Origin of the sequence: Hypericibacter terrae (assembly GCF_008728855.1) — a bacterium.
In the GTDB taxonomy this organism is placed as follows: Bacteria; Pseudomonadota; Alphaproteobacteria; order Dongiales; family Dongiaceae; genus Hypericibacter; species Hypericibacter terrae.
In genome coordinates, this window is sequence record NZ_CP042906.1 from 1,682,210 (window position 1) to 1,698,435 (window position 16,226).

Annotated in this window: 15 protein-coding genes; 6 read left to right on the top strand and 9 right to left on the bottom strand. The window is 64.4% G+C overall.

Annotated elements, in window-relative coordinates:
* Positions 1-270: 270 nt before the first annotated feature.
* The gene (locus FRZ44_RS07720; RefSeq protein ID WP_191908469.1) at positions 271-1,590 is read left to right on the top strand and encodes an AAA family ATPase; all 1,320 of its coding nucleotides are present in this window, start codon (positions 271-273) and stop codon (positions 1,588-1,590) included.
* A complete protein-coding gene (locus tag FRZ44_RS07725) occupies positions 1,583-2,176 on the top strand; it encodes a DUF4276 family protein (protein WP_151176642.1) in 594 nt (197 codons plus the stop codon). The genes FRZ44_RS07720 and FRZ44_RS07725 overlap by 8 nt, the downstream gene beginning before the upstream one ends.
* A gap of 109 nt (positions 2,177-2,285) precedes the next feature.
* Here the strand turns inward: FRZ44_RS07725 and FRZ44_RS07730 are convergent, their stop codons facing one another.
* Entirely contained in the window at positions 2,286-2,582 is a 297-nt protein-coding gene (locus FRZ44_RS07730) for a DUF1330 domain-containing protein (RefSeq protein ID WP_151176643.1), read from the bottom strand.
* A gap of 129 nt (positions 2,583-2,711) precedes the next feature.
* Here FRZ44_RS07730 and FRZ44_RS07735 point away from each other — a divergent pair, with 129 nt between their 5' ends.
* From FRZ44_RS07735 to FRZ44_RS07745, 3 genes are all read left to right on the top strand, one after another.
* A complete protein-coding gene (locus FRZ44_RS07735; protein WP_151176644.1) occupies positions 2,712-3,587 on the top strand; it encodes a TauD/TfdA dioxygenase family protein in 876 nt (291 codons plus the stop codon).
* A complete protein-coding gene (locus FRZ44_RS07740) occupies positions 3,584-3,952 on the top strand; it encodes a hypothetical protein (protein ID WP_151176645.1) in 369 nt (122 codons plus the stop codon). The genes FRZ44_RS07735 and FRZ44_RS07740 overlap by 4 nt, the downstream gene beginning before the upstream one ends.
* A 268-nt stretch (positions 3,953-4,220) precedes the next feature.
* Positions 4,221-4,622: a hypothetical protein gene (locus FRZ44_RS07745; protein ID WP_151176646.1), complete on the top strand. Its 402-nt coding sequence runs from the start codon at positions 4,221-4,223 to the stop codon at positions 4,620-4,622.
* A 342-nt stretch (positions 4,623-4,964) separates the two neighbouring features.
* Here FRZ44_RS07745 and FRZ44_RS07750 read toward each other — a convergent pair whose 3' ends face one another.
* The 3 genes from FRZ44_RS07750 to FRZ44_RS07760 form a co-directional block, all read right to left on the bottom strand.
* A complete protein-coding gene (locus FRZ44_RS07750) occupies positions 4,965-5,693 on the bottom strand; it encodes an SDR family NAD(P)-dependent oxidoreductase (RefSeq protein ID WP_151176647.1) in 729 nt (242 codons plus the stop codon).
* 158 nt (positions 5,694-5,851) lie between these two features.
* A complete protein-coding gene (purF, locus tag FRZ44_RS07755) occupies positions 5,852-7,309 on the bottom strand; it encodes an amidophosphoribosyltransferase (protein WP_225308593.1) in 1,458 nt (485 codons plus the stop codon).
* 64 nt (positions 7,310-7,373) lie between these two features.
* Positions 7,374-8,135, bottom strand: coding sequence for a CvpA family protein (locus FRZ44_RS07760; RefSeq protein ID WP_151176649.1), 762 nt, complete (start codon positions 8,133-8,135; stop codon positions 7,374-7,376).
* Between the two features lie 294 nt (positions 8,136-8,429).
* Here FRZ44_RS07760 and FRZ44_RS07765 point away from each other — a divergent pair, with 294 nt between their 5' ends.
* Positions 8,430-9,578 (top strand): IS4 family transposase, encoded by a 1,149-nt coding sequence (locus tag FRZ44_RS07765; RefSeq protein ID WP_151175409.1) that lies wholly within the window; start codon positions 8,430-8,432, stop codon positions 9,576-9,578.
* 266 nt (positions 9,579-9,844) lie between these two features.
* On the opposite strand, the gene radA is transcribed toward FRZ44_RS07765, so the two are convergent.
* The 5 genes from radA to FRZ44_RS07790 form a co-directional block, all read right to left on the bottom strand.
* A complete protein-coding gene (radA, locus tag FRZ44_RS07770) occupies positions 9,845-11,245 on the bottom strand; it encodes a DNA repair protein RadA (protein ID WP_151176650.1) in 1,401 nt (466 codons plus the stop codon).
* 549 nt (positions 11,246-11,794) lie between these two features.
* Entirely contained in the window at positions 11,795-12,589 is a 795-nt protein-coding gene (locus FRZ44_RS07775; protein ID WP_151176651.1) for an ABC transporter ATP-binding protein, read from the bottom strand.
* Entirely contained in the window at positions 12,586-13,359 is a 774-nt protein-coding gene (locus FRZ44_RS07780; RefSeq protein ID WP_407658086.1) for an MlaE family ABC transporter permease, read from the bottom strand. Before FRZ44_RS07780 ends, FRZ44_RS07775 begins: the two co-directional genes overlap by 4 nt.
* A 5-nt stretch (positions 13,360-13,364) precedes the next feature.
* Positions 13,365-14,510, bottom strand: a complete 1,146-nt coding sequence (alr, locus tag FRZ44_RS07785) for an alanine racemase (RefSeq protein ID WP_151176653.1) — start codon at positions 14,508-14,510, stop codon at positions 13,365-13,367.
* A complete protein-coding gene (locus FRZ44_RS07790; protein ID WP_151176654.1) occupies positions 14,497-16,035 on the bottom strand; it encodes a replicative DNA helicase in 1,539 nt (512 codons plus the stop codon). The genes alr and FRZ44_RS07790 overlap by 14 nt, the downstream gene beginning before the upstream one ends.
* Between the last annotated feature and the right edge of the window lie 191 nt (positions 16,036-16,226).

Genomic DNA, 16,226 nt, shown 5'->3' on the forward strand with positions numbered 1-16,226 from the left:
GCGATACAAAAGAGGCCGTAGGAGGGGCTCTCAACCTTTAGTCGAACCGGCCTGATCGTAGGACTAATAAAAAGCCATATTTCTCATGGCTTTCGTCTGTTATCTTTACGCCGGCTGGAGGCGATGGCAAATTTAAGGAAGCCAGGGCCACGCAGACTTTGATGCTCGAAGCTACATGAAGCCCGAAATCAAAGTGCCCTCATAAGCTGTAGGCGGTCGATGCTCACTCACATTTCTGTGGACGGCTTCCGATCTCTATCGAATTTCGAGATGGAAATCCGACCCGGCCTGAACATCCTCATTGGGCCGAATGGCAGTGGAAAGAGCAACATCATTAGCTATTTCCAGTTCCTCTCTCGGTTGGCTCGCACAGGATTGAGCGACGCGGTTAGTCTCACGGGCGGCGCCGGCGCCTTTTTTCAAAAGACCGGCGAAACAAAATATACCAATCGTGTCACAGCTGTTACGCGCGGATTGACGTTTGTCGAAGAGATTGACAAATCGGATCGCGCGGGCTGGATGCTTTACGAATATCGTTTCGGCATTCATGCGAGCGAGAGATTCGATAGCATAATTTTTTCTGAACAAGAGATTCGGCTATCCTCTATCGGCGGCGTTCGCTCTGATGTACCCGCGATGGATGCGCTGCAACATGAATATTTCGATTGGGATTTAGTAATAGAAAGCTCGACAACACCTGCTCATGCCCGTGTTGTCAAACTATCGGATGGGTGGTTAGCACGCGAAGCATCGAAGGCAATATCCAGAAAAGACATACTTGATCAATTCGATCGCGATATCTCTGAAGCTAGTTTTGAATCAATATCACTCATAAGACTCAGGTCTCGCTTCTTTAACCCGATCCTATATATCGCGGGGGATTTTCTCGGTGGCGAAACACTGAGCATCGATCCCGCGGAAGTAAAGCGACCTGAAGATAGCGCTCGAGAACCGGGCATACGAAGCGATGGATCCGGCCTCGCGGCTACTTTGTGGCACATGCTCAATGAGCCCACCTACAAAGCGTACGACTACCCGTACTATTCACGACCTCGCAATTTCCAGTATTGGAGAGGTCGCGGTTGGGCGAAGGTCTATAAACAACTTCAATCGTTGATTCAGTTGGTCAATTCACAAATTCAGAATGTGTATGTGACCAACGAGCCCTTCGATAACCAATTGAAGATCAAGGTTCGGATGGAGGGGCCACGCGGTGACGTCGATCTGCCGCTTTCTGCTATGTCCGATGGCACGATTAAGTGGGCATCCCTGATAACGGCAATACTAACTCATCGATCGATTTTCGCGATCGAAGAGCCGGAGAACTTTCTACACCCATTGATGCTGACAGAGATCGTAAAGTTGATGCGGGAAAGTACGTCGGAAAAATTCTCCTTTGTCATTATGACGACGCATAGTGAAACGCTATTAAACGCTGCAAGCCCTTACGATGTGATTGTGGTCTCAATGGAACACGGAATTACCCGTGGTCGGCGTCCCGCAAACCCAGATCAGCTTTTGCGGGAGATTCAAGAAACCGGCTTTGGACTCGGACACTATTATCTTGCTGGAGATTTGTCAGATGCCTGAAGCATTCTTGGTCGAAGGTCAGATGGAGCAGCGTATAATTCAGAAATTATGTCCCGGAAAGGTCGTAAGGCTTATTGGATGCAATGGCGACGACGTTACCATGGGGGCCATTGCTAATGCTGTTGACGCTCGTCTTCGAAGATTGATCAATTATTCACCGGTGATAATTCTGCTGGATCGCGAACGTAGACAAGCACCATGTGAAGAACTCATCCAAGAACTAACTACCTTGCTCGATGGCAAGGGCTATGGTGGTCGTTACATAGTTGGTATGCCGGATCGTACGATTGAGAATTGGATTCTGTCAGATTGGCAACACATCCTTGAATTGTGTCCAGATTTCGGTGTTGCCGGTGCTGTCGCCGAAGGGTGCTATGGCAAATCTGTAATCAGGAAGCTTCTGCCAGACGGAACGATTTATCATGAGACAACATTAGGTGTGGAGCTGTTCCTAAAGGTTCGGCCGGACACCTTGTTTGTGTCGAATGGGAGCTTTCGGCGACTCGTAGAACGTCTGCAGATTGAATGCTGGTGGCTTCGGGGGATCGACGAACGATTCACTCCTAAGTATTTGCGTCCCGCTTGAGCTCGATTGAGATAGCGGGACATGCGCTTCAACGCGGCATGGCTATGTCAGGCATTTCGACGTTGGGCAGCGGCGCGGCCATTATTTGTTATCGACTGACCGAAACCATTTAGCCCGGCGCCACACCCTCGACGAAGATCAGCCGCCGCCTCAGCGCATTCTTGCTGACCGCCCGCGCCTCCGCATAGTCGGCGGAATCGTACCAGCCCTTCGCCTGCGCCATCGACGGGAACTCCAGCACCACAATCATCTTTGCCGGCGGGCCGCCTTCGATCACCTCGCTGGCGCCGCCGCGGACGAGATAGCGGCCGCCATGTTTGGCGATGGTGGCGGGGGCCAGCGCGCGGTAGCGCTCGAACAGGACCGGGTCGCGGGGCTCGATCTCGGAAATGACATAGGCGGCCATGATTTTCTCGCTGGTGGGAGGGGCGGCTTCAGCTTAGGACTGGCGCTGCGGGCGGGCCAAGGCGCATCGCGATGCCCCCTGACCACCCGGTCTTTCTCACCGCAAACCGCCTGGCTTATAATTGGCGCCATGACCCAGACCCAGCCCTACACGCGGTTCGAGCTCCGGCCCATGGCCGGTGCGCTTGGCGCCGATATCTCCGGGATCGACCTCGCCTCGCTCGACGATGCGGCCTTCGCCGAGCTGCAGCGCGCCTTTGCTGAGTATCTGGTCCTCCATATCCATGACCAGCATCTGACGCCCGAGCAGCATGTGGCGCTCACTTTGCGCTTCGGTCCGACCACGCGCTCGCCCTACATCAAGCATATGGACGAGCATCCGGACATCATCGCCGTGCTGAAGGAGGCCGACGAGGCCAGGATCAGCACCTTCGGCAATGCCTGGCATTCGGATTTCAGCTTCCTCGAGGAGCCGCCCCTGGGCTCGCTGCTCTATGCGCGCGAGGTGCCGAGCCATGGTGGCGACACGCTCTTCGCCAACATGTATCTGGCCTACGAGGCGCTGTCGGACGGCATGAAGCGCATGCTCGATCCGCTCAAGGCCATCCATACCGGCAAGCCCTATGGCGTCGGCGGCGTGTCGGCGGACCTCCGGGTCTCGCGCTCGATCGGCATCGAACGCAACAGGCCCGAGGCCGATCGCGAGATCGCACACCCGATCGTGCGGCTCGATCCGGTCACGGGGCGCAAGGCGCTCTTCGTCAACTCGATCTATACGACGCGCATCGAGGGCATGACCGAGGCGGAGAGCCGGCCGCTGCTCAGCTTCCTGTTCGGCCATGCGGTTCAACCGGAATTCACTTGCCGCCTGCGCTGGCGGACTCATGATCTCGCGATCTGGGACAATCGCTGCGCCATGCATTACGCAGTCAACGACTATGACGGACAGAGGCGGCTCATGCATCGCACGACGGTCGCGGGCGAGCGGCCGTTAGGAGCGGCATGAGAGCCGCGCGCGGCCTCGCTGCGGCGCTGGCGCTGGGCGTGGCGCTCGGCGGCTGCGCCATGTCGGGCGAGGCGGGCCGCGACCGCTGGGACAGCGACCTCGCGCCGGCCATCGTCACCACGCCCGACATCGCCCAGGGCAAGGCACCCATCCTCTGGGTCGTCCACGATCCCTATCCCTTCGGCTGGATCTTCTACGGCCCCTCGGACGATCTGGGGCCGCGGCCGGCCATGATCGCGAAGGCGGAGGCGCTGCGGATCGATCCGTCGCTGGTCGGCATCGAGGATCTCCCCGTCGGGTGGCAGGCCAAGCGCGGCAGCGTGCAGGAGAAGTGGGCGCTGTCGGCGATGCCGGGGACGCAGTAATCCGACGCGGCGGCTCCGTCCGCGACGTCCGGTGTCTGCAGCCGGCGACGCCATCGGCGCGCCGCATGGGTCCCCGGCAGGGTCCGCGGAATCGCGCCCCGGCGTTGCGGTCCACGCAGAAAACAAAGCTATCGCGAAGGGTTAGCGCCATGGCGCGCATCGCGGCGCGGTTTTCGGATAATTAATTTGGCGAGAGTCACACGCGGCTTAGAGTTGGAGGCAATCGAGCCGGAGGGACCCAACCCTTCGCAAGAACCACTGGGAGGACATGATGAAACGTGGAATTCCCACATGGGTGAAGCCCTCTTTCTGGGGTGTCATTTTCGGCGCGCTGGCTTGGTGGGCGATCCTCGCCTGGCAATTCGGCTGGGTCAGCGGCGGGGTTGCTGCCCAGAGAGCGGACGAAGAGGCGCAGAGAGCGGTCGTCGCCTATGCCACGCCGGCCTGCGTGGCGCGATTCGAGCGTCAACCCGATGCGCCGGCTGCGTGGCAGAAGCTCAAGGGCACCAACAGCTGGAAGCAGGATGACGCGGTGCGCGACGGCGGCTGGGTCGGTCTCCCCGATCAGAAGCTCGACCCGAATCTCGCGGACGCCATCGCGGGCGCCTGCGCGCCGAAAATCCTGGCGCTCACGGAAATCGGCGGCACGAAGCTGACGACGGCCAACTGACCGCCGACGAAGCGCTGTTCGAATCGGCCTGCCGCCGGGTGGAGATCGAGGATTTCCCGGTCGCCAGGCAGGCGAAGCGGAGCAGCGTGCGGGAGAAGCGCAGGATGTCGGCGATGCAGTGAGGCGGGGAGGCGGGGCGCTGAATGCCCTCGCTTGCTTCACCTTGCACGGCAACAGCGACCCCTCCCCCTACCCCCTCCCGCAAGGGGAGGGGGCTAGAAAAAATTGAATCTCCTCGCTCCGCACTGAAGCGCGGTCGAAAGTTCGAGTCTGGAAAGGACTAGGAAAAATCCACGCCCCCTCCCCCTGCGGGAGGGGGTAGGGGGAGGGGTTCTGCGCGATCTACTTCGCAACCCCCGGCACCGTGATGCGCTCGCCATGTTTCGTGCATTCCGGCGAGGCGAGCTCGACCATGAGGTCGGTCACATGCTCGGGCGGCGGGAGCGTCTTCGGGTCCTCGCCGGGATAGGCGGCGGCGCGCATGCCGGTGCGGATGCGGCCGGGGTCGATCATGTTGACGCGCAAGTTGGTCTTCTGCGTCTCGGCGGCGTAGGTGGTGGCGAGCATCTCGAGCGCGGCCTTCGAGACCGCGTAGGTGCCCCAATAGGCGCGCATGCCCTGGCCCGCGCCCGAGGTCACGAAGATGGCGCGGCCCGAGGGCGAGGCGCGCAGCAGCGGATCGAGGCTGCGGATCAGGCGCCAGTTGGCGGTGAGGTTGACCGCCAGCACCTGGTCCCATTCCTTCGGCTTGATGTGGGCGAGCGGCGTCAGCGTGCCGAGCAGCCCGGCATTGGCGACCAGGATGTCGAGCTTCTTCCAGCGTTCGAAGATCGCAGCCCCCAGCCGGTCGATCGCGGCATAGTCGGTGAGGTCGAAGGGGCAGAGCGTGGCGCTGCCGCCGAGCTTCTTCACCTCGTCGTCGATCTCCTCGAGCCCGCCGACCGTGCGCGCCACCAGGATCAGATGCGCGCCCTCGGCCGCGAAGCGCCTCGCCACCGCGGCGCCGATCCCGCGCGAAGCGCCGGTGATGACGGCGACGCGGCCTTCGAGACGGCGGGGGGTGGGGGACATCGGCTGTTTTGCTTGCTTGTTATCCCCTCCCCCTTCAAGGGGGAGGGCCAGGGAGGGGGCAGTCGCGATCTTGATGACGGGCGGAAGTTGCTATCTGCGAGTCAGCCCCCTCCCTAACCCTCCCCCTCGAGGGGGGAGGGGACGGGAGCCTCAGACCTTCACGCGTTCTCCGTCAGCAGCGAGAGCTGCTTCGGCCCCGTGTCGGTCTGGTCGGTGAGGGTGGTGGGGTACTCGCCGGTGAAGCAGGCGTCGCAATATTGCGGCTTGTCGTTGTCGCGCTTGGGCTGACCCATGGCGCGGTAGAGGCCGTCGATCGAGATGAAGGCGAGGCTGTCGACGCCGATGATCTTCGCCATCTCGGCCACGTTGTGCTGGGCGGCGAGGAGCTTGCTGCGCTCGGGCGTGTCGATGCCGTAGAAGCAGGAATAGGTCGTGGGCGGGCTCGAGATGCGCATATGCACCTCTTTCGCGCCGGCCGCGCGCACCATCTCGACGATCTTCTTCGAGGTCGTGCCGCGCACGATGCTGTCGTCGACCAGGATCACGCGCTTGCCGTCGACCTTGGCGCGGTTGGCGTTGTGCTTGAGTCGCACGCCCAGATGGCGGATATGGTCGGTCGGCTCGATGAAGGTGCGGCCGACATAGTGGTTGCGGATGATGCCGAGCTCGAACGGCACGCCCGCTTCCTGCGAATAGCCCAAGGCCGCGGGCACGCCCGAATCCGGCACCGGCACGATCACGTCGGCGGGCACGGGGCTCTCGCGCGCGAGCTCGGCGCCGATGCGCTTCCTCGCGTCATAGACGCTGTGGCCCTCGATGATGCTGTCGGGGCGCGCGAAGTAGATATATTCGAAGATGCAGAAGCGATGCGGCCGCTTCGGGAACGGCTTGATGCTCCGGACGCCGTTGCGGTCGATCACCACGATCTCGCCGGGATCGAGGTCGCGCACATAGGTGGCGCCGATGATGTCGAGGGCGCAGGTCTCCGACGCCAGGATGGTCGCGGTGCCGAGCTTGCCCATGAGGAGCGGGCGCACGCCGAGCGGATCGCGCACGCCGATGACCATGTCCTCGGCCAGCGCCACCAGCGAATAGGCGCCTTCGACCTGGAGCAGGGCCTCGGTCAGCCGCTCCACCACATTGCCGCGGCCGGCGGCCGCCATCAGATGGGTGATGACCTCGGTGTCGGTGGTGGACTGGAACAGCGAGCCGCGCCGCACGAGATCGCGGCGCAAGGCATAGGCATTCGTGAGGTTGCCGTTATGCGCCAAAGCGAAACCGCCGACCTCGAGGTCGGCGAACAGCGGCTGCACATTGCGGAGAATCGTCTCGCCCGTGGTCGAGTATCGGACATGGCCGATCGAGCAATAGCCCTTGAGCCGCTCGACCACCTTCTCGGAGGAGAAGTGATCGGCGACATGGCCCAGCTCGCGATGCGCGTTGAAGCGATGCCCGTCGAAGGAGACGATGCCGGCCGCTTCCTGGCCGCGATGCTGCAGGGCATGGAGCCCCAGGACCGTGTGCGTGGCCGCTTCTTCGATTCCATAGATCCCGAAGACGCCGCACTCTTCCTTGAGATGATCGTCGTCCCAGGGATGGGTGGAGATCTGGGTCAAATCAGTTGATCCTTGGTTGACGCGTGCGATCCGGGCTGGCGGTCGGGTCGGTCGATCCAACCCCTCAGGGCTGGGCATTCTCGAGCAGCCGGTTCAGGTCCTTGCGTTCGGCATCGTTATAGCCGGAAGTCCCGTTGGCGCCACCGGAATCTGGTGCGGCCGATCCTCCATTGCCAGTCCCCGACCCGCTGCCGCCGGAGCCCCCATTTGTCGCAGGCGGCGTCGCAGGGGCCGTCGGAGTGGTGGGCGTCGTCGGAGTCGGGGGCGTCAGCGTCTGCACCGCCTTGCCGGTGTCGATCGCCTGGCCGATGCCGTCGGCGGCGGCCCCGACCGCATCCTCGCCCTGTTTCAGGGCCGACTCGGGGAGAATCTTGAGCAGCAGGCCGGCGCCCTGCTGGACGAGGGGGAGGGTCCGCGCCTCCGCGACCCAGACCGGACGATCTTCCTGCGGGATGGCCCAGGCCATCACCAGATAGGCGAGGCATACCAGAACCGCACCCCTGACCAGCCCGAACAGCAGACCGAGCGAGCGGTCCACCGCCCCCAGGGCGCTGCTGCGGACATTGCGCGAGAGGGCATGGCTGAGGACGGTGAGGAGGATCAGCGCCAGCACGAAGATCGCCACCCCGGCCGCGATGTCGGCGAACAGCGCCACCTCGATATATTTGCGGGCATAGGGCTGCAGGATCGGGAAGCCGTAGATGGTGGCCAGCGCCGCGCCCACCCAGGCGCCGATCGACAGCACCTCGCGCACGAAGCCGCGCATGAAGGCGAGAAGCGCGGAGAGCGCCAGGATCGCGATGATGATGAGATCGGCTGAGGTCATGAGGGTCGGGTGCCGGCGGGGCCAGGTTCGATGGGTCTGGAGTCTCTAGCTATCACAAGCGGCCCGATTCAGTCCTTAATGTGATCGTTGCGCGACCCACATTGTCATGCCCGGATCCTCGGGTCTGGCCCGAGGACAAGCTTGATCCGGGCATCCAGTCTTCGTTGCTCCTGGATCGCCGGGTCAAGCCCACGGCTGTCCGGTTGAGTTTTTGTGGACGCGGTGCATGGCGTTGATTCTACTCGGTCCTGAACGTCGGCAAACGTTTCGGGACACGGGCAGAGGGTCAGCGCCATGCGGCACCAGAATAGCGTATTTCATTCGGTTCTTAAGCAGGTTGCGTGGCTCGACTTCGATCGGCTGGTCGAGGCCCACAATAGCGATGCTCGGGTGCGGCGGTTGACGACCAAGGGCCAGTTCGTGGCGCTGCTCTACGGCCAGCTTTCGGGCGCGACGAGCCTGCGGGAGATCGTGAGCGGGCTGACGAGCCACGCGGCGCGGCTCTATCACCTGGGAACGGGCGAGGTTCGCCGTTCGACGCTGGCCGATGCCAATGCCATAAGGCCGAGCGGGCTGTTCGCCGAGTTGCTCGCCGTGATGATCAAGCAGGCCCATCGCGGGCTGCGCCGCAAGATCGCCGAAACCACCTATCTGATCGATTCCACTGGCTTGCGATTGAGCGGTCTGAGCGCCGATTGGGCCCGTTTCAGCGCCGGCGTCTGCGGCGCCAAGCTGCATGTGATCTACGATCCCGACGCCGACCGCCCCATCTATGCCGCTGTCAGTGCGGCGAATGTCAACGACATTACCCCCGCCCACGACATGCCGGTCGAGCCCGGCGCCACCTATGTCTTCGACCTCGGCTATTACGACTATGCCTGGTGGGCCAAGCTGGACGCTGCCGGATGCCGCATCGTCACTCGCTTCAAATCCAACACACCCCTGACCCTCGTCGCCGAGAACGCCCTGCCCCGGGGCAGCGCCATTCTCTCCGACCGGATCGGATATCTCCCGGCCCGCCAAGCCGCCAGCCGCAAAAACCCCTTCCAAGACCCGGTCCGCGAGATCCGCGTGAAGACCGAAACCGGCAAGATCCTGCGCATCTTGTGCAACGATCTCGACGCCAGCGCCCAGGAGATCGCAGACCTCTACAAGCGCCGCTGGGCGATCGAGCTGTTCTTCCGGTGGGTCAAGCAGACCCTGAAAATCACCCGCTTTCTCGGCACTTCCGAGAACGCCGTTCGCATCCAGATCGCCGTCGCCCTGATCGCTTTCCTGTTGTTGCGATTGGCACAGAAAGCCATCAAGGACGGTCACAGCCCGTTGGCCTTCGCCCGCCTCGTGCGCGCCAACCTCATGCATCGCAGGCGCATCGACCGCCTGCTCGAACCCGAAACCGCCCCAATTCCGAACCCACATCAAATGGCGCTACAATGGAGCTGAAACCGGAACCGGACAGCCGTGGGTCAAGCCCGGCGATGACAGTGCGGGGATAATCTCCTCTTGTTTCTTTCCCGCAAGGGGAGGGGGCGGGAAGAAAGAGAAACGTCTCTCCCTTCGGGAAGAGATGGCGGAAGAAGAATTCGGCGTCACAGGAAAAATCCACGCCCCCTCCCCTCGCGGGAGGGGGTAGGGGGAGGGGCGCGATAGACGCGATATCCTCGCAATCATCACTCAACTCAGCTTCGCCCGCTCCCGCCGGCTTCTACTCACTTCCGCTTGCTGCCCGCCGCCAGCATCGCCACCAGCTCGTGGAGATGGGCGATCTCGCGGGTTTCGATGGCGACGCCCTTCGGCGCGCCGCCCTTGCCGGATTTGCCGAGCGCCGGCACCAGGGCCTTGGCGAAGCCCAGCTTGGCCGCTTCGCGCAGGCGGAGGTCCGGCTGGCTGACGCGGCGGACCTCGCCGCCGAGGCCGATCTCGCCGAAGACCACCGTGTCCTCGGGCACCACCGCATCGACCAGTGCGGAGACCAGCGCCGCCGCCACCGCGAGGTCGGCCGCGGGCTCGCCGATCTTGAGGCCGCCGGCGACGTTCAGATAGACGTCGCGGCCGGCGAAGGCGATGCCGCAGCGCGCCTCCAGCACCGCCAGCACCATGGCGAGGCGATTGCCGTCCCAGCCGACGGCGGCGCGGCGCGGGGTGGCGGGGCCGGGCGGTCCGACCAGGGCCTGGATCTCGACCAGCAGCGGCCGCGTCCCTTCGAGCCCGGCGAAGACGGCGGTGCCGCTCACCTGGCCATGGCGCTCGGCGAGGAACAGCCGCGAGGGGTTGGTGACCTCGGCCAGCCCGCCATCGGTCATCTCGAACACGCCGATCTCGTTGGCGGGGCCGAAGCGGTTCTTCACCGCGCGCAGGATGCGATATTGATGGCCGCGCTCGCCCTCGAAATAGAGCACCGTGTCGACCATATGCTCGAGCACGCGAGGACCCGCGATCGTGCCCTCCTTGGTGACATGGCCGACCAGCAGCAGCGCGAAACCGCGCCGCTTGGCGAGCCGGATCAGCTCGGCCGCACTGGAGCGCACCTGGGCCACGGTGCCCGGCGCCGAATCCAGCGTGTCCACATACATGGTCTGGATCGAATCGATGATGACCGCGGCCGGCACCTCGCCGGTCTCGAGCGAGCCGATGATGTCGCGCACCGAGGTGGCGGCGGCGAGATCGACCGCGGCCTCGGCCAGCCCCATCCGGCGCGCGCGCAGCCGCACCTGGTCGATCGATTCCTCACCCGAGACATAGGCGACGGCGCCGCGCTTGGCCTTGGCGAGGGCCGCCGAGGCCTGAAGCAGCAGGGTCGACTTGCCGATCCCCGGATCGCCGCCGATCAGGAGCGCGGAGGCGGGGACGAGGCCGCCGCCGGTGACGCGGTCGAACTCGGCGATCGCGGTCACGAGGCGCGGCGATTCCCTGACGTTCTCGTCGGCGAGCTTCTCGAACTGCACCGAGCGGCCGCGACCGCCGCCCTGGCCCAGGCCGCCAGGCGCCGCCTCGCGCGGCGCCTCCTCGGTGATCGCGTTCCACTCGCCGCAGGATTCGCAGCGCCCGCTCCATTTGGTCTGGCTGGCGCCACAATTCTGGCAGACATAGCGCGGCAGGGCTTTGGCCATCAGTGTCCCTTTCCTCTCCACCCGCGCAGCGGGGGGAGAGGGCCAGGGTGAGGGGGGTGCTGCAATCTACGTCGGCGCATCCGATTTTCCTCAGACATCGCTGCCCGTGTCAGCGGCGCTTCCGTCAGGGCGTACACAGTTCGCCACGTTCACTCCATCGTCGCCCCGGCGAAGGGGCGTCTGAGAGAATCGAGCGATGCATAGAAACTCCACGCCCCCTCCCCTTGCGGGAGGGGGTAGGGGGAGGGGTGATGCCGCACGGGGTCATGGCAAAAGCTGTCGCACCCGGTCTCCTCGTGTTCGCCTGTCCGCAGCTTGGCCCGAGCTTACTGCTTTCAGAGGGTTTATCGATCGTAGGTATGGCCATCATCGCGCCCAGTCGCCCCTCCCCCTACCCCCTCCCGCAAGGGGAGGGGGCGAAAGTATTTCTGACGTCCTCTCACGGAATCATTCGATTCTTTTTCACGCTCCTTCGCCGGCATGACGAAGAAAATGCCATCTTGAATTAGGTATACGCTTCAGCCCTGAGAAGGGGGAGGGACAGCAGTCTTACAGCGGCCGCACCGGCATCTGGATCGGGCCTTCGGCGTGGCCATGGATGAACTGCTCGACGTAATCGTTGCCCGAGCGGTCGATCTCGGCGATGGGCCCCTGCCAGATGATGCGGCCTTCAAAGATCATGGCGACGCGGTGCGCGATGCGGCGCACGCTGGCCATGTCGTGGGTGATCGAGAGGGCGGTGGCGCCCAGCGACTCGACGCATCGGTTGATCAGGTCGTTGATGACGTCCGACATGATCGGGTCGAGGCCGGTGGTGGGCTCGTCGAAGAAGATGATCTCGGGCTTGCGCGCGATGGCGCGGGCGAGCGCCACGCGTTTCTGCATGCCGCCTGAGAGTTCGGCCGGAAAGAGCTCGCCGACCTCGGGCCCCAGCCCCACCGCGGCGAGGTTGCGGGTCGCGGCCGCCTTGGCCTCGGGGCGCGCCACGCCGTCCGCCGACATCAGGCCGAAAGCGACGTTTTCCCAGACCGGCAGGCTGTCGAACAGCGCGCCGCCCTGGAACAGCATGCCGAACTTGCGCATGACGCGCTCGCGCTCCCGGCCGCGGAGCCCGACGGTCTCCTCGCCGTCGACCTTGATCGAGCCGGCATCGGGCTCGATCAGCCCCAGCACGCATTTGATCAGCACCGACTTGCCGGAGCCCGAGCCGCCGATCACCACCAGGCTTTCCCGCTGGCGCACATCGAGGTCGACCCCGCGCAGCACCTGCTTCGACCCGAAGGCCTTGAACAGGCCGCGGATCTCGATCTTGGGCGTGCCGCCGGCGTTGCCGTTCGCCGTCATCGCGAGAAGAACAGCTCGGTGACGACGTAGTCGGAGAGCAGGATCAGGATCGAGGCCGAGACCACCGCGTTGGTGGTGGCGGTGCCCACACCCTGGGCGCCGCCCTTGGAATTGAAGCCGTGATAGCAGCCCATCAGCGCGATCAGGAAGCCGAACACGGCGGCCTTCACCAGGCCCGAAACCACATCGTCGGTCTTGAGGAAGTCGAAGGTGTTGTGCAGATAGGTCGAGGGGTTGAAGCCCAGCTTGTAGATGCTGAGCAGATAGCCGCCGAAGACGCCGATGATGTCGGCGACCAGCACCAGGATCGGCACCATCGCCACGCCGGCCAGGAGGCGCGGCGCCACGAGGTAGCGCATCGGGTTGGTCGAGAGGGTGGTAAGGGCGTCGATCTGGTCGGTCACGCGCATGGTGCCGATCTCGGCCGCCATGGCGGCGCCGATGCGCCCCGCCACCATCAGGCTCGCCAGGACGGGCCCGAGCTCGCGGGTGATCGAGACCACCACCACGTTCGGGATCGCGGATTCGGCGCTGAAGCGCGAGAAGCCGGTGAAGCTCTGCAGCGCCAGCACCATGCCGGTGAAGATCGCGGTCAGGCCCACCACCGGCAGGGAGTAGAAGCCGATCTCGATCATCTGCTTCAGCACGAGGCGCGGGTAATAGGGCGGCCGCACGATATTGATGAAACCGGCGGCGGCGAACAGCGTCAGCCTTCCGAGACCGGCCAGCGCATTGAGGAACGTGCGGCCGATCGGCTGCAGGAAATTCACGCCGGTCATGTCGCCGCTCCCGCCTTGCCGTCCGCCGGCAGGTAGTGGCGGGCATAGCGCGCGCCCAGGGCGGTCAGGATCTCATAGCCGATGGTGCCGGCCTCGGCGGCCAGGTCGTCGACCGTGTGATGGGGCCCGATGAGGTCGACCCAGGCGCCACGGCGCGCCAGCTCGGGCGGCGCGTCGGTCACATCGAGCGTCAGGAGATCCATCGATACGCGCCCCACCACCGGAACCCGCACGGGCCCAAGATAGGCATGGCCGCGATTGCTGAGGGAGCGAAAATACCCGTCGGCATAGCCGGTGGATAGGGTCGCCAGGCGCGACGGCCGGGTCGTGCGATGGGTCGCACCGTAGCCAACGGTCATACCCCTGTCAACGCGACGGACTTGCAGAATTTTGGCTTGCAGGCGAACCACTTGCGCCATGAGGTTCGCTTGGCCCATGAGCGGCGCCAGCCCGTAGAGCGCAGCGCCCGGGCGAACCAGGTCGAGAAGGAAATCCAGGCCCTGAAAGCTGCCGCCCGAGGCGGCAAGGCTGCTGCGGATGGAGACCAGGCCGAGCCGGCCGCGATCGCGCTCGAAGCTCGCGCGCTGCGCCAGGTTCAACGGGTCGGCCGGGTCGTCGCCACAGGAGAGGTGGCTCATGACCAGGGTGAGGTTCAGCCCGTCAAGCCGTTGACGATCGGCGACAAGCTGGTCGACCTCCTCGGCCGAAAGACCGAGGCGCGCCATGCCGCTGTCGATCTGGAGGCCGGCGGGTGCCTTGCCGCCATGGCCGGCCGCGCGCCATTCGTCGATCTCCTCGAGGCTCCCCAGGATCGGCATCAGGCGGTGGGCGGCATAGGCGTCGGCGGCACCGGGCGCCACGCCGTTGAGACAGAAGATCTCGGCCTCGGGGAGGAGATGGCGGAGCGCGATCCCTTCCTCGAGCCAGGCGACGAAGAAGACCCTGGCGCCGGCGTCATGCAGGGCCGGACCGACCCGCGCCATGCCGAGGCCATAGGCGTCGGCCTTGACCGCGACACCGACCGCGGCGGGGGCGGCGCGCTTCGCGATGAGGCGGAAATTGCCGGCGATGGCCCCGAGGTCGACGATGAGGCGCGCAGCGGCGATCTCGGTCGGGCCAGCGCCCGGCTCAGCGATGGGCATCAGGGACGTGATCGTCGCGGACCAGATCGCCGAACTTGGTCAGCATGCCGTCGAAGAACAGCTCGACGGTGCCGACGGGCCCGTGGCGCTGCTTGGCGATGTTGACCTCGGCGACATTGTGGATCCGCTCGCCGCGCTCCTGCCAGCGATCCATCCGCTCGCGGAACTTGTCCTCGGTCTCGTCCTCGCGCTGCCGCGGCTCGGCGCGCTCGTGGTAATACTGCTCGCGGAAGATGAACATGACGACGTCGGCGTCCTGTTCGATCGAGCCCGATTCACGCAAGTCCGAGAGCTGCGGACGCTTGTCCTCGCGCTGCTCGACCGCGCGCGAGAGCTGGGAGAGCGCCAGCACCGGCACGTTAAGTTCCTTGGCGATGGCCTTGAGGCCGCGGGTGATTTCCGAGATCTCTTGAACCCGGTTCTCAGGTTTGCTGCCGGCCGAGGCCCGCATCAATTGCAGATAGTCGACCACGATCAGCCCCAGCCCGTGCTGGCGCTTGAGGCGGCGTGCGCGGGTCCGCAGCGCACCCACGGTCAAAGCCGGGGTGTCGTCGATGAAGAGCGGCAACTCGGAGAGCTCGCGCGCCGTCTGCACGAAGACCGGAAAGTCCTCCTGCTTGAGATCGCCGCGACGGATCCGGTCCGAGGAGACGCCGGTCTGCTCGGCCAGGATACGGGTGGCCAGCTGCTCGGCCGACATTTCGAGCGAGAAGAAGGCGACCTTGGCGCCCTCGACCGCGACCGGCTTGCCGGTGGCGTCCAGCGCCTCGCGATAGGCGCGCGCCGCGTTGAAGGAGATGTTGGTGGCGAGCGCCGTCTTTCCCATCGAGGGGCGGGCGGCCAGGATGACCAGATCCGAGGGGTGCAGGCCGCCCAGCCGCCGGTCCAGGTCGGTCAGGCCGCTGGTCACGCCGGTGATATGGCTGTCGCGCTTATAGGCGATCTCGGCGGTCTCGATCGCCACCTTCAGGGCCGAGCTGAAGATCTTGAACTCGCCCTCGGTCTGGCCGGTCTCGGCCAGGTCGTAGAGCTGCTGCTCGGCATGCTCGATCTGGTGGGCCGCCGGCATGTCGAGATCGATGCGGAAGGCCTCGTTCACCACCTCTTCGCCGAGCGCGATCAGCTGCCGGCGCAGATAGAGGTCATGGACGGTGCGGCCGTAATCCTCGGCATTGATGATGGTCACGACCGAGTTGGCGAGGCGGGCCAGATACTGGGAGCCGCCGGCATCGATCAGCGCCGCATCCTGGTCGAACAGGTTCTTGAGCGTCAGGATGTTGGCGATCTGCCCGCGCTCGATCAGCTTGCCGATCGCCTCGTAGATGCGGCCATGGAGCGCGTCGGCGAAATGCTCGGGCTCGAGGAATTCGTTGACTTTGTCGAAGACGTGGTTGTTGGCCAGCACCGCGCCGAGAAGCGCCTGCTCGGCTTCGTAATTGTGCGGCGGGATGCGCAGCGAGGCGGGCTCGAGGTCCGTGCCTCGAAGCGTCGCGACGTTGCTGCTGATGAATGTGCGTTCCACCATTTCGAGGCCGACACTATCAGAGGCGTCCGCGGCGCTGGTCCGGCAAACGCAGTCGGGCCGAAATGATTCTGGTGGAAGGCGGGGATAACTCAAGCCCGTTTCGAACGCTCGCGCGAGAGCCCCACGATCCCCGCGCCTTACGGCCTTGCGTTGATTCTCCGTCTAATCCGCGGGGTTGACGCGCGGCAGCG